This window comes from Bradyrhizobium genosp. SA-3, assembly GCF_004212635.1.
Lineage (GTDB): Bacteria > Pseudomonadota > Alphaproteobacteria > Rhizobiales > Xanthobacteraceae > Bradyrhizobium.
Genome location: NZ_PSRT01000031.1, coordinates 1 through 13,770, shown reverse-complemented (window position 1 = coordinate 13,770; position 13,770 = coordinate 1). Strand labels below are relative to the sequence as shown.

The following is a 13,770-nucleotide window of genomic DNA, read 5'->3' as shown; positions in this document are numbered from 1 at the left end:
TGACAGTGCCGCCCGCCGCCGTCCTTGCAGGTCCGGCGGCAGGACATCAGCTCGCCCAGTACCAGGCCAGCGCGTTCCAGGATTCCGTGCGCGTATTGCCGTTCGGCACGAAGCCGTTGATCCCTTTCTTCAGACCTTCGACCGCATTGCTCTGGTACAGCGGCAAGAAAGGCAGGTCGCGACGGACAAGCTCCTGGACGCGAGAGTAGATGGCGCGCCGGGTTTCAGCATCGAAGGTGCGCGCGCCCTTGTCGAGCAGAGCGTCGACCTCCGAATTTGCGTACTGCGCATTGTTCGAGCCGCGGCCGCCCTTCGCTCCGATCGAACGCGAGTGCAGGCGATTGGTGACATCTGGGTCAGCGCCGATCAGATACGAGCTGCCGACGATCACCGAATCGAACTGCGATTGCATCCAGAATTCGCCCCACATCACGGCGGCGGGCAGGTTCGATATCTTCATCTCGACGCCCAGCTGCGCAAACGTCTGCTGCAGGAACTGCTGCACCTGCTCGCGGAGGGGATCGCCCGACGTGGTCGAATTGGTAAAGGACAGACGAACGCCGTTCTTGGTACGAATGCCGTCCCCTCCCGGGGCCCAGCCGGCTTGATCGAGGATCTTGCGTGCGCGACTCAGGTCGAATTGGTGCAGTGGCAGATTGGCGTTGAAGTAGAAGGACTGCCGCGGCATGAAGGTCTCCGTCGGCGTCGGCACCCCGTAATAGAGCCCCTGGATGATCGCCTCCTTGTCGATCGCCGCGTAAAGCGCCTCGCGAACCGCAAGCTCCTTGAACTGCGGGCGCTCGAGGTTCAGGTAAAAGGACTCGAACGAGGTCCTTGGGACGAGCGTCACCACGCGGTTCGGCAGCGTCTTGGCTTCCCCATAGTGATCGGGCGTGATGTAGGGCTGACCCACGAGATCAATGTCGCCGCTCTTGAATTGTGTATAGAGGACGGTGAGATCGGGAATGTATTTGAAGACCAGCCTCTCGATGTGAGGGCCTTCACCAAAATACTCGGTGTTGGCGACGAGCTCGAGATGATCGCCGGCGACCCGCTGGCCCCACTTGAACGGACCGGTGCCGACCGGCGCCTGGTTAAAGGCAGCGTTGTTCGGATTGGCCTCTTTCTCGAGGATGTGCTTGGGCACAACGAAAGTTTCAGTCAGGAACGACAGATACGGCGCAAAGGCCTCTTCCATTCGCCACGAGATCTCCGTGGGCGAGATCACCGTGATGTCGCGCACGAGAGCATGGCCGGCCGTACGCCAACTCCGGAAGTTGGGATTTGTGATCAGTTCGAGAGTGAACTTCACGTCCTCGGCGCTGAAAGGCGTGCCGTCGTGCCAGCGGACATCGTCGCGCAAACGAAGCCGCCACTTGAGACCATCCTCCGAAATGCCGCCGTTCTTCTGGTTCGGCACTTCCACGGCAAGGTTGGGTTGAATGACGCCTTGGGGATCGATGCGGAAGAGCGCGTCGAAAACCGAGAAATGCACGCCGTCATCGACTTCAACGTGGGCCATCAGCGGATTGAAGACGGTCGGCTCTTGCCCAAGTCCGACGATCACGCGGCCGGTTGGCTTTGCCGGAGAGGTGCGCGCGAAGGCAGGCTTGCCCAACAGATTGGGCGCGATGAGGCCGATAGCTCCGCCGATCGCCACCATTCGCAGAGCATCACGCCGCGAGTAGTTCGATGTCGTCGCAGAACGCTTGGTCATAACGTCTCTCCCTTGTGATATCCGCCATAGTCTGCATGCTCGGGCATGCTCCCGGGCTGCTCGCCGGGGATCGCTGCCACCAATTCTCGCGTGTAGCTGGATTTCGGGTCGAGGAAGATCTGGGATGGCGGTCCGCGCTCCACGATTTGTCCTCGATGCATGACGGCGATTTCGTCGCAGATCTGGCTTGCGACGCGCAGATCGTGCGTGATGAAAATCATCGAAACGCCGGTCTCCCGCTGAATCTGGTCCAGCAGCTTCAGGATCTGGGCCTGAATCGACACGTCAAGCGCCGACACCGCTTCGTCGGCGATCAGCAATTTTGGTTTGAACATCAGCGCCCGCGCGATGCCGATGCGCTGGCGCTGCCCCCCGGAGAACTCGTGCGGATAGCGATCAAAGGCTCCTGAATCCAGGCCGACATGGGACAGAAGCTCGCGCGCCCTCTCGGCAGCCTCACTGTAGGGCATCCCATGCGCGACCGGACCGATCGTGAGAATTTGCCCGACCGTGGATCGCGGATTGAGCGAGGCGAAAGGATCCTGGAAGATCATCTGGATCTTTGGCCGCAGCGACCGAAACTCGGCTTCGGAAAGCCCGGCAATGTCGCGACCTTCGAACAAGATCGAGCCGCTGTCGCACTCCATGAGCTTGATCAATAGCCGGCCGAGCGACGACTTGCCAGAACCGCTTTCCCCGACAACGCCCAGCGTGCGCCCCGAGGTGAGGTCGAACGTAACCCCATTGACCGCCGGCACGATGCGCTGCGTCCGGAAAAGCGCGCTGCCGCTGCGATATGTCTTTCCAAGGCATTCAACCCTCAGAATGGATGCGCGGTCCGCGGCTTCCAAGGGAATGCGGTCCTTGCCGGTCAGGTGTGGCACGGCCGCGATCAGGCGGCGCGTATAGAGGTGGCTGGGCGACTTCAGGACCTGCTCCGCACTGCCCTGCTCCACGCAGTGGCCCTTCTCCATTACCACAACGTAATCGGCAATCTCCGCCACAACTCCGAAGTCGTGGGTGATGAACATGACGCTCATGCCCTTGCGGCGCTGAATGTCGCGGATCAATTCGAGTATCTGGGCCTGGGTCGTCACGTCGAGTGCGGTGGTCGGCTCGTCCGCAATCAGGATCGCGGGCTCAAGAGCCAGAGCCATGGCGATCATCACCCGCTGTCGTTGCCCGCCCGAAAGCCGGAATGGATATTGAAGATACATAAGCTGCGGATCGGGCAGACCCACTTCAACCAACAAGTCTATGGCCCGGCTGCGACGGGATTTCGATGTCCCAACGCCGTGCGCCGCCATCACCTCCTCAATTTGCGCGCCTACGGTCATCAGCGGATTGAGAGCAGAGAGAGGGTCTTGAAAGATCATTGACATCACGCGGCCGCGGAGGCTGCGGAGCTTATCGGACGAGAGGCCGACGATGTTCATCCCATCCAGATGTATCGCACCCGAAGAGACGCGGATCACCTTCGGCAGAAGACCCATGATTGCATTGGCGGTGACGGACTTGCCCGATCCAGATTCCCCGATAATGCACAGGATCTGACCGCGCTTCAGATCGAAGGAGACGTTCTCGACGGCGTGCGCCCGCTCCATGCCTGCGGGCAAGCTCACGGTCAGGTCGCGGACCGCGAGTGCCACATGTTCCGAGGCTACAGTTTGCGGGGCAGAGGTCATTGGAACATTTTCCCCTTTCAAGCCCGTCGCATTATCCTGTTTCGGATTGGCTTTTCGGCCCTTTTTGCTGCCGCTGCGCTCGGACAGATCAACAACTCGCCGCTCATTCTGCCATTCTCCACGCGGTGAATACGACATGATTCAGAGGTGCCGGCTCTGCAGGCAAAAGCGTCGCTGAGCGCGGGCGATCAGGCGAGTGGACCGCTCGAACAATGAGTCGAAGTCCGAGAGGCTGCCATTGGCGCCGAGTTCGATCGCTTCGGCAAAGGTCTCCTCCCAGACGAGACTCATCAAGCGTCACCTTTTGAATTTCTGCCCGTTGATCGCCATTGATCCGGTTTCACAAGTCTGATGGCTTCAATCACCCCGGAGTCGCCGAAACGCGCCAGATAGGCAGCATGAAGTTCTAAAAACGAGGCCCGATTTGGCATTTCGGTCTGCGGCTGCCGGCGCGCACGCTCGGTTGGGGCTCGCCTGTAGGCAACCAAAAGGCGGATCGGAGTGCAGGGACCGCCCGTCAGTCTCGCGCCGACGAGATGGCGTACAATCGAAATATCTTCGCAATAACTGCCTGCACAACAAGCCACAAACCGCAGGATATTCCGTCCAAATACGAAAGTCCGCAGCGTGCCTGCCGCTACTGCTCGGATACGATACGGCAACGATCGGAGTCCCTGCCCCATGAACGCGCCACTCATGCATATCGAATCCAGCCCGTCACTGCCTGGAGAGGCAGACGTCGTCGTCATCGGCGGCGGGGTGGTGGGCGTGTTCACGAGCTATTACCTGGCGCGTCGAGGCCTCAAGGTCGCCTTGCTTGAGAAGGGCCGCGTCGCCGCCGAGCAATCCAGCCGCAACTGGGGATGGTGCCGCCAGCAGAACCGCGACGCCCGCGAGTTGCCGATTGCAACCAAGAGTCTCGATCTCTGGGAGCAAGTCGCCCGAGAGACGGGCGAAGATACGGGTTTCCGACGCTGCGGCCTTTTGTATTTGTCGAACGATGAGAATGAGCTGGCGGGCTGGGCAAAGTGGCGAGACTTCACCAGGACTGCCGGTGTTACGACGCACATGCTGGGCGCGGAAGAGGCGAGCGAGAGAGGCAAGGCGACCGGCCGCAAGTGGAAAGGCGGCGTTTTCTCACCGACGGACGGCACGGCAGATACCTCAAAGGCCGTGCCCATCGCCGCGCGCGGGATCATGGCGGCGGGTGGCACGGTGCACCAGCTTTGCGCGGCGCGCGGCATCGAGCTCAGCGGCGGCCGGGTCAGCGGAGTGGTGACCGAGGCGGGCACGATCCGAACCAAGACGGCGGTCATGGCAGGAGGCGCGTGGGCTTCGTCGTTCTGCAACCAGCTTGGAATTCGTTTTCCGCAGGCATCCGTGCGCCAATCGATTCTCGCTCTGTCTCCTGGCGCCGCCGGCCTGCCTGACGCCCTGTACGCAGGGCTCGTGTCGGCCACGCGACGCGGCAATGGCGGCTACACGCTGGCAATCAGCGGGCGCGCGCGAGTCGATCCGACACCGCAGCAATTCAGGTTCGGCCGCGAATTCCTGCCCATGTTCGCCCGCCGATGGCGAAGTCTCAGCCCCGGGGCCTTCGAGGGCATGAGGCATGGTCATGAATCTCTGGCGAAATGGGCGCTCGACGAAGTGACCCCGATGGAGCTGAACCGGACTCTCGATCCTCGTCCTGACATGAGGCAGATCCGGCAGACACATCGACGAGCTTGCGAGTTGCTGCCAGAACTCCGGGACCTCACCATCTCAAACGTCTGGGCCGGCTATATCGACAGCACGCCGGACGGCATTCCCGCAGTCGGTGAAGTTGAGTCTATTCCAGGGTTCATCCTTGCGGCGGGATTCAGTGGCCACGGCTTCGGGATTGGGCCCGGCACGGGGCACATGATCGCCGACATCATCACCGGTCGTGCGCCAATCGTCGACCCGCGTCCCTACAGGCCGGAGCGGCTGAAAGGGAGCGCCTGGGGCAAGGTCAGCGAGTTCTAAGGGGGCCGCCCCGGTGGGAAAAGATGCTGGTTGATGCTATGACACCACGTATGACGCTGACCTCTCAAGGCCGTGACGCCCTTTTTGCCCCCATCTCCTGGCATTGCTATGAAGCTCGATAAGATCGACATCAGGATTTTATGCGAACTGCAGAAGAATGGGCGGATTTCCAACGTCGAGCTCGCAGAGCTGATAAACCTTTCCCCGAGTCCGTGCCTGATGCGCGTCAAGAGGCTCCAATCTGAGGGCTTCATCACCGGCTATTCCGCCCAGATCGACGTTGCCAAGCTCGGACAAACTCTGACGGTCTTCGCTGAAATCACCCTCAAAAATCACCGGCAGATCGATTTCGCGCGCTTTCTCACGACAATCGAAAAGATCGATTCCGTGGTCGAATGCCATTTGGTTTCGGGCGGATACGACTATCTCGTCAAGTTCATCACGGCAGGGATCAGCGAATACCAGGCGGTGATGGAACGCCTCGTCGAGATGGACATCGGTATCGACAAGTACTTCAGTTTCGTCGTGTTGAAGTCCCCGATCGTGAAATGTCATCTGCCTCTCGAGAGCATATTCAACGGCTAAAGAACAGGCGCCGTGATTATCCTTTCATCGCCGCTCGGACGTCGCTGTCTTCGAGCGTCTGGTCGAGCGTAGTCCTTGTCCGCTCAACAATGGCATCGATGTCCCCATCCGTGCAGCAGAGCGGCGGCGCATAACCCAGCACGCCTTGGGCAAAGGCGCGGATGATAAGGCCGTTGTCCCATGCGCGGTCGAAGATGCGGCGCGCCGCGTCGGCTTCCGCCGGCAGCGGCGTCTTACGCTCCTTGTCCGTGACAAGCTCAATTGCGGCCAGCATGCCGCGACCACGGACATCGCCGACAAGCGGATGATCGGCCAGCGCGCGAAGCCCTTCCATGAGACGGTGCCCGGCTTTGCGGCCGTTCTCAAGCAGGCCGTTTTCATAAAGGTCGAGGCACGCGAGTCCGACGGCTGCACTGACCGGATGGGCGGAATAGGTGTAACCGTGACCCACGGTCGCCTTGCCGGCGCCATCGGCAATCGTGTTGTAGACGCGGTCGGACATCAGAACGGCCCCCATCGGCACATAGCCCGAGGTCAGTCCTTTTGCCGTGGTCATGAGATCCGGCACGACGTCGTCTTCCTCACAGGCAAAGAGCGGGCCGACGCGGCCAAAGCCGGTGATGACCTCATCGGCAACGAACAGAATGTCGTGCTCCTTGCAAACGGCGTGCATCGCCTTCAGCCAAGACGGCGGTGGAACGAGGACTCCTCCCGAGCCCTGTATCGGCTCTACATAGAAGGCGGCAACGCGCTCCGCGCCCAGTTCGGCGATTTTGGCCTGCAGGGCAGCGACCGACGCAGCAATGATCGCCTGGGGATGGGGACCGGCGGGATTGCGATAGACATAGTGCGACGGAATTTTGTGCTGCCAACTATAGGGCACCCCAAACCCGGCATGAAAGGCGGGCAGCGCAGTCAACCCGGCGCCTGCCGTCGACGATCCATGGTAGCCGTGCTCGAGGGAAATGAACTGATCCTTCTGCGGCCTGCCTTTGGAATGATAGTAGTACCGGATGAACCGGATCGTACTGTCGACGGCATCGGAGCCACCCAGCGTGAAGTAGACATGGTTCAGATCGCCAGGCGCCAGTTCAGCCAACCTGGCCGCCAGCCGGATCGCCGGGTCCGAGCCCAAACCGAAATAGCCCGTCGCATAAGGCAGCTCCTGCAACTGCCGCATCGCCGCTTCAACGATGCTGTCTTGTCCGTAGCCGGCATTGACACACCACAAACCCGCGAAGCCGTCCAGCAATTGACGTCCCGAGACATCAGTCAGCGTCGCGCCCTTCCCTGACTTCAGTACCCGCACGCCCGACGCCTCGTGGCTGCGATAGGATGAGACCGGGTGAATCAGATGCGCGCGATCGAGTTCAATCAGCGAGTTGCTCAACATATCGTCTCCAGTCGACCGCAATGCTTTGTGCGGTCAGCCCGATGTTTCGGGCTCAACATAAGTTGCCGAAGACGGCAGTTGCTCCCAGGCGGGGCGGCGATGGAGGGCGTTTCGACTTTGATTGACGATCGACGCGGCATCTTATGCCGACATTGAGCGGCGCACGGCATCGGGGGTTTCGACGCGGAGAGCCCTCTTCCCGGAACTCTCTGCCACGACTCCGATCCGATACAACACAATCTGCTCCCGGCCGCCGCGACATCGGCGCTTTGTCTTGTCGGCTGCTCGCTATGATGTTTGACGTACCGGCAAGCGGTGCGTGAGATCGCAAGGATTGGAGCTATGGCGACGTTCAGACCCAAATACATCACCTTCGACTGCTACGGTACGCTGACGAATTTCGACATGGCTGGCGCGGCGACGCGAGTCTATGGCTCGGAGCTTTCGACCGCGGCGATGGCAAAGCTCATCAAGGACTTTTCAGCCTACCGCCTGGACGAGGTTCTCGGCGCGTGGAAGCCCTATCTCGACGTCGTGCACAATGCGCTGGAGCGCGCCTGCAAACGCAACGGCGTCGTATTCCGGCCGGAGCATGCCGAGCGCATCTATCAGGAAGTGCCCACATGGGGCCCGCATCCCGACGTTCCGGCCGGCTTGGCCCGAGTCGCAAAGGAAATACCGCTCGTGATTCTATCGAATTCGATGAAGAACCTCATCGTGTCGAACGTGGAGAAGCTCGGCGCGCCCTTCCACATGGTCATCACGGCCGAGGAGACCGGCGCCTACAAGCCGCAGATGAAGGGCTTCGAATATATGCTGGACAGACTGGGCTGCGGCCCGGAAGACATCACGCACGTCTCCTCCTCCTTCCGTTACGACCTGATGACGGCTTACGATTTGGGCATCAAGAGCAAGGTGTGGGTGAACCGCGGCCATGAGCCCGCGAACCCCTTCTACGAATACACCGAGGTCGCCGGCATCGGAGGTCTTGCCGCGGCGGTCGGCCTGGAGCCCGTCCGCAAGAGCGCGTGAACGCGGCATCGGTTTCGGTCGTTCGCTGTGCTTCAGCACCGAAGACCTCGATTAAGATCGACGCATCGTAAAGAGAAAGGGGGCGGTTTAGCCGCCCCCTTTTCGTGCTTCAGCTAATCGACCGATCGACCGCTTACGCTAGCCCACCGACGTGAAGCGCTTTGGTCTCGAGATATTCTTCTACTCCGAGCTGGGATCCTTCACGTCCCAGGCCCGATTGCTTGACGCCGCCGAAAGGCGCGACCTCCGTCGAGATCAGGCCGGTGTTCAAGCCGACCATGCCGAATTCCAGCGCTTCGGCGACACGCCATGAGCGCCTGAGGTTTTCAGTGTAGAAATAGGCGGCAAGGCCGTACGGGGTGCCGTTGGCGATCGCAATCGCCTCGTCCTCGGTCTCGAAGCGAAAGAGTGGTGCGACCGGCCCGAACGTCTCTTCCGAGGCCAGCAGCATCTCGGTCGTCGCGCCGCCGAGCACGACGGGCTGGGCATATTGCCGGCCTTCCGGCATCGCTTCACTCTGCGAGATGATCTTTGCGCCCTTGTCCAGGGCATCCGTGACATGCCGCTTGATCTTTTCGATCGCCGCGCCGTTGATCATCGGCCCGATCACCACCCCTTCTTCCGTACCGGGGCCGACCTTCATTTTCGCGACGCGGCCGGCGAGCTTCGCGGCAAAGGCATCGTAAACGCCAGATTGGACGAGAATGCGATTACAGCAGACGCAGGTCTGACCGCCATTGCGGAATTTTGACGCAATCGCCCCCTCGACGGCGCGATCGAGATCGGCATCGTCGAAGACGATGAACGGCGCGTTGCCGCCGAGTTCGAGGCTAAGCCGCTTGATGTTGTCGGCGGCGCTCTTCATCAGCAGCGCGCCGACCCGGGTCGATCCCGTGAACGAGATCTTGCGGACGGTTTCATTGGCCAGCAGCTCCCTGCCGATCTCCGCCGGCATGCCCGTCACGATATTGATCACGCCAGGTGGAATTCCTGCCCGCTCCGCCAGTACGCCGATGGCGACTGCCGAAAAAGGCGTGAATTCAGAGGGCTTGATCACCACCGTGCAGCCCGCGGCAAGCGCAGGCGCCACCTTGCGGGTAATCATCGCATTCGGGAAATTCCAGGGCGTGATGATCCCGCAGACGCCCACCGGCTCTTTCAGCACCAGAATGCGGCGATCCACAGTGGGCGAAGGGATCGTTGATCCGTTGATCCGCCGCGCCTCCTCGGCGAACCATTTGACGAAGGATGCCCCGTAACGGATCTCTCCGAGCGATTCAGCAAGCGGCTTGCCCTGTTCCAGCGTCAGCAGGAGAGCCAAATCCTCCTCATGGCGCCGCATGAGCTCATACCAGCGCTCCAGCAGCGCGGCGCGCTCTGCATGGGCCTTCGTCTTCCAATCCTTAAACGCACCCGCCGCGGCGTCGACCGCCGCCCGGGTCTCGTCTCGGCCCATGTCGGGGATGGTGCCAAGCACTTTCTGGCTCGCAGGATCGATGACTTCAACCGTCGCCTTCGCATTCGCGTCGCGCCAATGGCCAGCGATCAGTGCCTGCTGTCGAAACAGATCCTTGTCTTTCAATGCGACCATGTATGTGTTCCCTTGCCCTTGGGGGTTAAACCGCCATCACTGCTGGGTATGCGATTGGCGAGACAAAGCCGTCTCATCTGAGCAATACAGGACCGCGCGCCGCATTTTTCATCGAGAATGAAGCGTCTGACCGCGTTGAATCCGGTCAGACGCGGCTCCGAAAGTCGATTGTTCTGGCGGCCGAATGGTGGGGCCGCCCTCCAGCATCGCGCTCAGTCATAGTGGCAGACGTAGATCTTCCGCACGGTCTCGATCGTGCGCCAGACCCCGACAAAGCCTGGCTTCATCACAAAGCTGTCGCCGGCGCGGAACGTCTTCGTCTCACCATCCTTTTCCTCGATTTCGATGAGGCCCGAGATGATGTGGCAGAACTCGAAGGTGGTGCCCTTGATGGAATGGGTCTCGCCCGGCGTTGCTTCCCAGACGCCGGTCATCACCTTCTCGCCTTTCGAGGCGTCCTGCGCCCAGGTCTTGAAGGATGGATTGCCAGAGATGAGCCGTTCCGGAGCAGGCAACGCGTTCGTCGGTGCGAAGTCCGGATGGGTGTCGATGGTGACCAGAAGCGACATGGCATTTTTCCTGTTAGTAGCCGAGTGTTCGATCGACAAGGCCGATCGGATTTCGTCCAGCGCGGTAGCGCCGGATGTTCTCTATGACGGACTGTGCCGCCGTATGCGGTTGCGTCACGGACGCGATATGCGGCGTGATGATCACCTTGGGATGCGACCAAAGCCGATGGCTTTCCGGCAGCGGCTCGGGCTCGGTGACGTCAAGTATGGCCGCTGCCAGCTGCCCGCTGTCGAGCGCCTCGATAAGTGCGCCCTGGTCAAGCTGCGGGCCGCGGCCGACATGCAGCAGCCTCGCGCCCAGCGGCAACGACGAGAACAGCCTCGCATTTAGGATGCCGCTTGTTTCCTTTGTCAGGGGCAGAAGACAGACGAGAATGTCCGTTCCTTTCAGAAAGCTGCCAAGCTGATCGTCGCCGTGAAAGCAGGTGACACCCTCGACCGTCTTTTTGCTGCGGCTCCAGGCGGCAAGGGGAAATCGAAACGGCTTCAGGCGATCGATCGCAGCTTGCGCCAGCATCCCAAGCCCGAGGAAGCCTACGCGCCGATCGGTCGACTGAACACTTGCAAGGGCTTGCCATAGGCCCCTTCTCTGCTGCTCCCAATAAGCCAGCATCTCGCGATGGAGCGTCAGCACGCCGAGCACGACATATTCCTGCATCATGCGTATGATGCCGTCTTCAACCATGCGCACGAGTTTCACGCGGTCGGGTATGGTCTCCGGCTTGAATTGATCGACCCCCGCACCGATGGAAAAGAGCACTTCCAGATTTCGAAACCGCGCGACATCATTGGGTACGTTCCAGGTCAGCAGGTAGCGCACCTTTTCCGGATCAACGCATTCACCGGAATGATAGAATTCGAGATCAGGGAGCTCGCGCGCAAAGGCCTGTCGGAAAATTGCCCCCCGAGCAGCATCGGAATTGAAAAGGAACGCCATCGACGTGGTCCTCTCAGGTCCTCGCCTGGGATGCTGGGCGTTGCGACCGGCCTGGCCGACCACTGAGGGCTGGAAAGGCGGCGAGCCCTCCGGCGACGCCTTCAACATTCACTGGGGCTCACCCTGCCTGCTGTTGCCGGATATCGATAGGCCGCAACCAGGAGCTTTCCCTGCTGAATTGAGTTGCGCTAGCGGCCGAAGATTCCGAATACCGCCTTCCAAACAGGCGAAACCTGCTGGCTTTCCGCGCTATGCTGCTGCAAAAACAGAGCTTGTGCGGCACGCAGCAGAGGCCAACGGAGCGATGGTCTGCAGGTTTTGGCGTCCCGCAAAGGAACGGATGGACTGAATGGGACGAACGGTACGCGTGAAGTCCTTTAAATTGGCAGCAAAGGACATCAACGAAGTCGATGTGAAGCTGCTTCACGCGCTCTCGATTGGCGTTGGCTGGCCACATCGCCCCAAGGACTGGGATTTCCTGCGCCGCGCCGGCCACGGCATCGTCGCCGTTGATGGCATAGGCCGCGTTTTCGGCAGCGCGATGTGGTTCCCTTATAGCCAGGAATTCGCGACGATTGGCCTGGTGATCACATCGCCCCGAACCCAGGCACAAGGTACTGGCCGCTGGCTTATGGAGCAGGTTTTCGAGCGGTGTGGCGACCGGAATTTGACCCTCAACTCAACCCATGCCGCCTATCACCTGTATCTGTCACTGGGGTTCACGAAGGAAGCCACCGTGTATCTGTGGCAAGGAGAAATCGTCTCACCACCTCCGCCGGTGCCGGCTCTGGCCGGTGAACTGAGCTCGCTGTCCACGGCGAACATCGGAGAGATCGCGGCACTGGATGAACGCGCGTTCGGAACTAACCGGCAGAAGCTGCTCGCATTGCTTTCTGAAGGTGCCTCAATCTCCGTCTTGCGGCGCGGCGGAGAGGCCGTCGGTTTTTCCATGAAGCGCGAATTCGGGCGCGGTCATGTGATCGGCCCGATCGTCGCCTGCAATGATTGTGACGCGATCCATCTCACCGCCGTGCATCTTAAGGATCTCGCGGGACAATTCGTCCGCGTCGATACGCGGGAGCAGACGGGTCTGTTTGCCGACTTCCTTCAACAAAGCCGCCTCGGGATGACCGACACCGTCACAACGATGTCTAAGGGCCGGCGATTTCTGAACCGAAGGGAAAACGAGCCGTGGGTTTACGGGCTAGCCGGTCACGCGTTGAGCTGAGGCTATGAAGCGAACCTCCATGGGGAAACTGGTGTCAACGGTGCCGATCGCGACCCTACAGAGATGGGCCGTGGCTAGGGCGGCCAGCAGAGGTACGAGTCGCTCGCGAAGCCCCAGAGAGACGAACCCAAGCAGCGCGGCGCCGACGGGACCGACAGTTACGTGCTCGGCGAGATCAACGTCGGTTCAGCGTCCCGATCCTCGACGAAGCGTCTGCCGAGATCGACCGCCGTGTTGCCGATCGGCTGAAGTCGAAGCTCTGATTAGCCAACCTCTTCGCTATCCGCTCAGCTCTAGGCCACGATATCCTCTCGCCTTAGCGAGAGAGGATGCCTATGTTGCGAACTACCTGCAGCGGCTCCAAAGCGACAACGGGAGGCATGCATGGACGCGCCCAGCAAGGAATTTGCACTGGCGGGCAGCCTTGAGGAATTGAAGATCAAGGGACGGCTCGTTTTGCGCGGCGGCCATCGTCCGATCCTCGTCATCTACGACCGCGGGCGCCTCTTCGCCCTCGACAATCGGTGCCCGCACATGGGCTTCCCGCTCGAGCGCGGCACCGTCGAGGATGGCATCTTGACTTGTCACTGGCACCACGCGCGCTTCGATCTTGAAAGCGGCTGCACCTTCGATCTGTGGGCGGACGACGTGCCGATCTGCCCCGTCGAGGTGCGCAACGGTGACGTCTGGGTGAAGACCACGTTCACCCAGGCCGATCCCGCCGCACACTGGCATCAGCGTCTTGCGGATGGCCTTGCCCACGACCTCGGCCTCGTCATTGCCAAGGCCATTCATGGTCAGCTCGCGGCGGGCGTACCGCGAACCGAAATCGTCCGGCAGGTGGCGCTGTTCGGGGTGCAAAACCGCGACGGCTGGGGCGTCGGTCTTACGATCCTCACGGCACTCGCCAATCTCCTGCCTATGCTGCCGGAGGAGCAAGCCTATCTCGCGCTATTCCACGGCGCCCGCCGCGTGGCTGCAGACTGCGACGGCGAGGCGCCGCGGCGGGAACGCGCGCCGCTTGGC

At 61.0% G+C, this 13,770-nt stretch carries 12 protein-coding genes; 5 read left to right on the top strand and 7 right to left on the bottom strand.

Annotated features, from left to right (window positions below; genetic code table 11):
- Positions 1–46: 46 nt before the first annotated feature.
- From CWO91_RS13090 to CWO91_RS42895, 3 genes are all read right to left on the bottom strand, one after another.
- On the bottom strand, positions 47–1,717 hold the full coding sequence (locus CWO91_RS13090) for a peptide ABC transporter substrate-binding protein (protein WP_130213826.1): 1,671 nt from the start codon (positions 1,715–1,717) through the stop codon (positions 47–49).
- Complete coding sequence (locus CWO91_RS13085; RefSeq protein ID WP_130213869.1) at positions 1,714–3,402, bottom strand: ABC transporter ATP-binding protein; 1,689 nt, start codon at positions 3,400–3,402, stop codon at positions 1,714–1,716. Before CWO91_RS13085 ends, CWO91_RS13090 begins: the two co-directional genes overlap by 4 nt.
- Before the next feature lie 141 nt (positions 3,403–3,543).
- The gene (locus CWO91_RS42895; RefSeq protein ID WP_165405415.1) at positions 3,544–3,693 is read right to left on the bottom strand and encodes a hypothetical protein; all 150 of its coding nucleotides are present in this window, start codon (positions 3,691–3,693) and stop codon (positions 3,544–3,546) included.
- A gap of 390 nt (positions 3,694–4,083) precedes the next feature.
- Between CWO91_RS42895 and CWO91_RS13080 the strand changes: the two genes are divergently transcribed.
- Both CWO91_RS13080 and CWO91_RS13075 read left to right on the top strand, forming a co-directional pair.
- Positions 4,084–5,409 carry an NAD(P)/FAD-dependent oxidoreductase gene (locus tag CWO91_RS13080; protein ID WP_130213825.1) on the top strand — a complete coding sequence of 442 codons (1,326 nt, stop codon included), beginning with the start codon at positions 4,084–4,086 and terminating at the stop codon, positions 5,407–5,409.
- 108 nt (positions 5,410–5,517) lie between these two features.
- Positions 5,518–5,994: an Lrp/AsnC family transcriptional regulator gene (locus tag CWO91_RS13075; protein ID WP_130213868.1), complete on the top strand. Its 477-nt coding sequence runs from the start codon at positions 5,518–5,520 to the stop codon at positions 5,992–5,994.
- 16 nt (positions 5,995–6,010) lie between these two features.
- On the opposite strand, the gene CWO91_RS13070 is transcribed toward CWO91_RS13075, so the two are convergent.
- A complete protein-coding gene (locus CWO91_RS13070) occupies positions 6,011–7,387 on the bottom strand; it encodes an aspartate aminotransferase family protein (RefSeq protein ID WP_130213824.1) in 1,377 nt (458 codons plus the stop codon).
- Between the two features lie 342 nt (positions 7,388–7,729).
- Between CWO91_RS13070 and CWO91_RS13065 the strand changes: the two genes are divergently transcribed.
- Positions 7,730–8,419 (top strand): haloacid dehalogenase type II, encoded by a 690-nt coding sequence (locus tag CWO91_RS13065; RefSeq protein WP_130213823.1) that lies wholly within the window; start codon positions 7,730–7,732, stop codon positions 8,417–8,419.
- A 133-nt stretch (positions 8,420–8,552) separates the two neighbouring features.
- Here CWO91_RS13065 and CWO91_RS13060 read toward each other — a convergent pair whose 3' ends face one another.
- The 3 genes from CWO91_RS13060 to CWO91_RS13050 all read right to left on the bottom strand — a co-directional run bounded on the left by CWO91_RS13060 (position 8,553) and on the right by CWO91_RS13050 (position 11,516).
- Positions 8,553–10,010, bottom strand: coding sequence for an NAD-dependent succinate-semialdehyde dehydrogenase (locus CWO91_RS13060; RefSeq protein ID WP_130213822.1), 1,458 nt, complete (start codon positions 10,008–10,010; stop codon positions 8,553–8,555).
- A gap of 212 nt (positions 10,011–10,222) precedes the next feature.
- Positions 10,223–10,579 carry a cupin domain-containing protein gene (locus CWO91_RS13055; protein ID WP_130213821.1) on the bottom strand — a complete coding sequence of 119 codons (357 nt, stop codon included), beginning with the start codon at positions 10,577–10,579 and terminating at the stop codon, positions 10,223–10,225.
- A 13-nt stretch (positions 10,580–10,592) separates the two neighbouring features.
- Positions 10,593–11,516 carry a 2-hydroxyacid dehydrogenase gene (locus tag CWO91_RS13050; protein WP_130213820.1) on the bottom strand — a complete coding sequence of 308 codons (924 nt, stop codon included), beginning with the start codon at positions 11,514–11,516 and terminating at the stop codon, positions 10,593–10,595.
- A 349-nt stretch (positions 11,517–11,865) separates the two neighbouring features.
- On the opposite strand from CWO91_RS13050, the gene CWO91_RS13045 reads away from it, so the two are divergent.
- Positions 11,866–12,744: a GNAT family N-acetyltransferase gene (locus CWO91_RS13045; RefSeq protein ID WP_130213819.1), complete on the top strand. Its 879-nt coding sequence runs from the start codon at positions 11,866–11,868 to the stop codon at positions 12,742–12,744.
- Positions 12,745–13,128: 384 nt separating this feature from the next.
- Positions 13,129–13,770: Rieske (2Fe-2S) protein (locus tag CWO91_RS13040; protein ID WP_130213818.1), on the top strand; the 642-nt coding region annotated here is incomplete at its 3' end.

Coding starts and splice junctions, on each gene's coding strand:
- CWO91_RS13070 (WP_130213824.1), bottom strand. CDS start 7,387: ATGTTGAGCAACTCGCTGATTGAACTCGATCGCGCGCATCTGATTCAC.
- CWO91_RS13085 (WP_130213869.1), bottom strand. CDS start 3,402: ATGACCTCTGCCCCGCAAACTGTAGCCTCGGAACATGTGGCACTCGCG.
- CWO91_RS13080 (WP_130213825.1), top strand. CDS start 4,084: ATGAACGCGCCACTCATGCATATCGAATCCAGCCCGTCACTGCCTGGA.
- CWO91_RS13045 (WP_130213819.1), top strand. CDS start 11,866: ATGGGACGAACGGTACGCGTGAAGTCCTTTAAATTGGCAGCAAAGGAC.
- CWO91_RS13075 (WP_130213868.1), top strand. CDS start 5,518: ATGAAGCTCGATAAGATCGACATCAGGATTTTATGCGAACTGCAGAAG.
- CWO91_RS13060 (WP_130213822.1), bottom strand. CDS start 10,010: ATGGTCGCATTGAAAGACAAGGATCTGTTTCGACAGCAGGCACTGATC.
- CWO91_RS13050 (WP_130213820.1), bottom strand. CDS start 11,516: ATGGCGTTCCTTTTCAATTCCGATGCTGCTCGGGGGGCAATTTTCCGA.
- CWO91_RS13090 (WP_130213826.1), bottom strand. CDS start 1,717: ATGACCAAGCGTTCTGCGACGACATCGAACTACTCGCGGCGTGATGCT.
- CWO91_RS42895 (WP_165405415.1), bottom strand. CDS start 3,693: ATGAGTCTCGTCTGGGAGGAGACCTTTGCCGAAGCGATCGAACTCGGC.
- CWO91_RS13055 (WP_130213821.1), bottom strand. CDS start 10,579: ATGTCGCTTCTGGTCACCATCGACACCCATCCGGACTTCGCACCGACG.
- CWO91_RS13065 (WP_130213823.1), top strand. CDS start 7,730: ATGGCGACGTTCAGACCCAAATACATCACCTTCGACTGCTACGGTACG.